General features: G+C 35.8%; 4 protein-coding genes and 1 pseudogene. All 5 read right to left on the bottom strand.

Annotated features, from left to right (window positions below; genetic code table 11):
* Positions 1-784 (bottom strand): potassium transporter TrkG (locus tag AC1DRF_RS17105; protein WP_477741226.1); only part of this gene is annotated, 784 nt, incomplete at its 3' end.
* 338 nt (positions 785-1122) lie between these two features.
* Positions 1123-1455, bottom strand: a pseudogene (locus AC1DRF_RS17100) (putative immunity protein); the annotation flags it as partial.
* A 340-nt stretch (positions 1456-1795) separates the two neighbouring features.
* On the bottom strand, positions 1796-2707 hold the full coding sequence (locus AC1DRF_RS17095) for an NAD(P)/FAD-dependent oxidoreductase (RefSeq protein WP_477741225.1): 912 nt from the start codon (positions 2705-2707) through the stop codon (positions 1796-1798).
* A gap of 182 nt (positions 2708-2889) precedes the next feature.
* Positions 2890-3699, bottom strand: coding sequence for an SRA domain-containing endonuclease (locus AC1DRF_RS17090; RefSeq protein WP_097825080.1), 810 nt, complete (start codon positions 3697-3699; stop codon positions 2890-2892).
* A gap of 151 nt (positions 3700-3850) precedes the next feature.
* The gene (locus AC1DRF_RS17085; RefSeq protein ID WP_025751375.1) at positions 3851-4663 is read right to left on the bottom strand and encodes an amino acid ABC transporter substrate-binding protein; all 813 of its coding nucleotides are present in this window, start codon (positions 4661-4663) and stop codon (positions 3851-3853) included.
* Between the last annotated feature and the right edge of the window lie 74 nt (positions 4664-4737).

The following is a 4737-nucleotide window of genomic DNA, read 5'->3' as shown; positions in this document are numbered from 1 at the left end:
GACCTAAAGTATGAGAGTTATGATATTCTAGAGTAAAAATAATGAGTGTACTCACGACATTTAGTAGGATAGTTGAAACTAATACAATTTTAGTGTRAAGAGAAAACTTTCTTATGTTTCGTTTCTGAAAAATGTCTGCAATGACAAAAAATCCAGTCCCTCCTATTATGAAAAGTAACGTAATCATAATATTTACGGTTGGATCTCCTACCCATTTGCTTAAATTATCTGGTTCCAAACCAAATCCTGCATTATTAAAAGCAGAGATAGAATGGAATATGCCATAATAAATAGCCTTTCCCCAGCTCATTTCTTGGGACCAACGAATAGCTAGGATAAGCGCTCCTATACCTTCCACAGCCAATGTAATTAGCACAACACGTTGGACTAATGCAATAACGCCTTGTAGCGAAAAAGCATTTAGAGATTCCTTAAGTATTAATCTTTGTTGTAATCCTATTTTTTTACCTAGTACAATAAACATGAGTATACCAATAGTCATGAATCCCCAGCCACCAACTTGAATGAGCACAAGCAAAATGAGCTGTCCAAATAAAGTAAATGTTGTCCCCGTATCTACCACGGCTAGGCCTGTTACACATACAGCAGAAGTGGCTTCAAAAAGAGCATCAATAAAGCTTAGATGATGTCTATCGCTTGTAGCAGCAGGAATCATTAATAAGCTGGTGCCGAGCAATATTAATCCTAAAAACCCCACGAACAAGATACTTGCAGGTTCCAGATGCTTCACTTTATGTTTTTTACGTGACTTAGAAATTATCATATTACATTTCCTTTCAAAATGTTTTGAGTAAAGGCTTATTATACATCATACCCATTTATTTCAAAAGATGGTCATTACTTTTATTACCTTCCTATCTTCTCAGAAAGTACGTTACATTAAGTAAATAATAAAGTATCTAATGTTAATATACTTTAAATAAGATAAAATTTATTAAAAATAAAAAGATCACATCTTCTATGTAAAGAAGTAAAATAACAAACTAATTTATAAAAATAATAGTTTTATAAGGCTCTGTTAAACTTTATTGTTGATTTTTTGAATAAAGAAAAACACTATATTGAATAAAACATAGTGTCCTTGTTTCTTATTGTTGATTATCAGCTTGGCGATTCTAACAATTCATCTATTATCTTTAATTGCCTTACCCTTTCCTTTGTTGAGGAATCTAAGGAGTTATGTGTTAGAAGATTTGTTACTTTTATTGCGTAGTCACTGCTAACCATTGCCTGTATTTTCATATGTCCTGTTGCTATGGCTTGGGCAAATGAACGTGCAGAATATTTACTAACGTCAGATTTGGAGTTTTTAGCCAATTCATTTACAATAAATCCAACTTTTCGTAAATCAAAAGCTCTAATACTTTCTTCTATTCGTTTTTGCAAAGTTTCTATTCTCAAATTTATACATAGTTCATCTTTTAAATGGTCATCGAGAAAATCTAATCCTTTTTATTGTCCTAAATCATCAATGCTATCAGGTAAATAAAGTCGCGCTATAACAAACTTAACCTTTTTAATGTAGCAACCAACGGGGGGTATTTTCTATTTGTAGAAAATACCTTTTATTTTTATAATCCTGTTGATACACGTGCATATCCAATAAACACCTATTATCACTCTTTCTTATTTTTCTCTTATTCGATTGTAATATAAAATAGAATAAGAAAGGTTATTGAACACAGAATACTGTACAGAGTTTTATTACAAAAAACATTAAAAATCGACTTTTCCCACTCAGAATGTAGCGTGTGCAGAAACGGATAAAAAACAATTATTTTTCATAAGGCTCTAACAAGCGTTTGTGTATCCAAATAGCGGCTTGTAAACCTTCTCCCATCGCTACCGTCACTTGTTCAGAATGAGCTACAATGTCTCCTGCTGCCCACACGTTTGAGACATTTGTTTCTTTTGTACGCGGATTTACGATAATGTGCTGATTTTCTAGAAGTTCTGCTCCGAGCTCATGCGCTAATTCTGTTCGAACTTTATTTCCTCCGAACGCTAAAAAACCTCTTTCTCCATAGATAAATTCATTGTTTTCGAGGATGACTCCTTTTAACATGTCTGCTTCAGCTATGACTTTTTTTATTGCCGCTTCTTTATAGGTAATTCCCTTTTGCATCAAAGTATCTGCTAAAGGTCCAATTTCTTTTTTATCATGATTAATGTACGTAATGTCATTTGTCCAATATGTTAACGTAAGAGATAAACTGGCTCCTGCTTTTCMTGACCCTAGTACTAATACCCTTCTATTATTTACTTCATACCCATCGCAGTCGGGACATACATATACGGTTGTTCCCATGCACGGATATAGCTCTTGCTGAAGTTCAGGCGGAATCCGATCTACGACTCCCGTCGCAAACAGTAAAGTAGCTGCTTCGTAGTTCGCAGAGTTTGTAATGACGTTAAACCCTTCTATTTCTTTTTCACACTGAAGGACACGCTCTTCTGCAAATTGAATGCCGTAGCTTTTTGCTTGCTGCCTTCCCGTTTCTCTTAGAGTTTGCCCGCTTATTCCCTCAGGCCATCCCAATATATTTTGATAATTTTTGCAAAGATTGGAACGGCCATCGTTTGAATCAATAACCAATACACTGCGCTTATATCTTCCAAGCTGAATAGCGGCTTGAAGTCCTGCAATTCCTCCACCTATAATGACACAGTCATACTTGTCTGCCACAACACATCACCCCAACTTTTACTATTTTCTAAACGAAAGCTTCAGTTTTTCATTATCTGTTTTTCCATTATTTTTATACGCTTTATTGCCTTTATTTTTTGAAGTCATTCTACATACAAAAAAACCGCCTCGGCAGCTGCCCTGCCTAGAGACGGTTTTTTATAAAATGAAAAAAGACGATATTACTCATTTTTCTTTCCTGCTTCTTTTTCATTAATTTTAGTAATCAGCTCTTCTTTATATACTTCACTATCTTTCCCGTAGCGTAGACGACTATAACAGTTGGGACATAGTGCCGCAGCGTCCTTTGGCTTAGCGAGTCCGCTCTCTGAAAGCTTTGAAAGATAGTACATTTGCAAAAAGGAGCTTCCATCTTTTGCGATAAACGGCGCGCTTTCTCCGCAGGCTTCACAAATACCTGCTGCGCGTTTGTGAACATATTGTTTAAGAGCTGCCGTTTGTTCGTAAATACTTGTCTTTTTTTCTTCTCCTAATGCTATATGGCGAAGCTGTTCAGTTGAATAAGGTGAAACATCCAGCTTTGCTGCTTTTTCCTCAATCACAGGATTTCGTTCAAGTTCAAAAATAATAGCTTCACGAAGCTCTCCGTCTGAGTCCCACATGATTTCTAATTGATGATTAATATACGTCACTTCATCAATGAACTCTACTACTCCAGGCTCCACGTAGTGAAACAAGTAAACGGCTTTTCCTGATAAGAAATGTTCACGAAGCGCTTTATTGCCTTTAATGAGCTGCATCGATCCTCTTTGGCCTTCTCCTGTATAGAAAAAAGCGGTTTTATCTCTGTTCCACCCGTGTCCTGTTCCGTATTCACTTCCGCTTTCTTTTGTGAAAATAAAAATACATGGATGCGCTTTCGGGGTTGATATTTCGCTTTGTTCCTGTCCTTTATAAAGCTTATGAATTTGTTTTCTGCGATAACGATGTCCTTTTTGAAAGAAATCTCCGCGCTGTAAATCCGTAATCAATGAATTGCCTCCTACTGCGGTCCTGCTTTTATAGTACTTATAGCTCTACTATACACTAATTTTTGTTTTCTTTGCAGATCGTTTCTTCTATCTATTGGATTTATATCATACAAAAAAAGCAGCTATATGGGCAGCTGCTTTTTTGCGATAGTCAATTTTGCACCGTATAGTCTTCTCCTAGCCATTTTGTGCTGAGTTTTTTTAATGTACCGTCTTTTTTCAGCTTTTTAATCGCCTGATCGACTTCCGACTTTAACTTTTCATCTTTTTTGTTAAACATAAAATATACTTTTGAATTAATCACGATATCTCCAACCGTTTTTTGCTGAAATTTCAGCGCTTGATTGCTAAAGTCGATGGAAAATGGTGTCGCAAGCGTAGCATCTGCCCGGCCTGTTTTTAATTGAGTTGTGGCATCATCCGCACCTTGACCGGCGTAAACTACATCGATTTTATTGCCGTGTTTTTGATTGTATTTGTCTAGATAGACAGCCGCATTGCTTGTAGCTCCTACAATCATTTTTTTACCTTCTAAATCTTTTAATGAATGAATATCATTTCGATTTTTAGGAACTGTTACATAAAGCGGAGAATAATTATATGTTTCATCATTAAATAAAAACTTTTTCTTTCGCTCAGCGTTCTGAGCCATGTTATGAGCAATCATATCAATTTTATTACTTTCTAAGCTGAGAAGCAGATTTGAAAATTCCATCGTTTTAAATTCAAATTTATAATCCTTTAGCTCTTTGTCGATTGCTCTTACTACTTCTACATCATAGCCGGTCAGTTTGCCTTTATCATCAATAAAGCAAATATTAGGAAACTGAGTGCCCGTTCCAACAACAATCGTTTGAACATCTTTTTCTTTCTTTTCTCCTGCACTTGAAGATGCGTTGGTTCCGCAGCCTGCCACGCTCACAGCTACTACAATTGAAAGTAAAAACAACCAATATTTTTTCATACGTTCCTCCCCTTAATTACCATATTATGTAATAAAAAGAGGCTCTTGAGGAAGCAGCTGCTTCCTCAAGAGCC

The sequence above is a fragment of the Priestia sp. P5_B4 genome (assembly GCF_056400385.1).
Note: the sequence above shows the minus strand (reverse complement) of the source record. Positions and strands in the feature narration are given on the sequence as shown.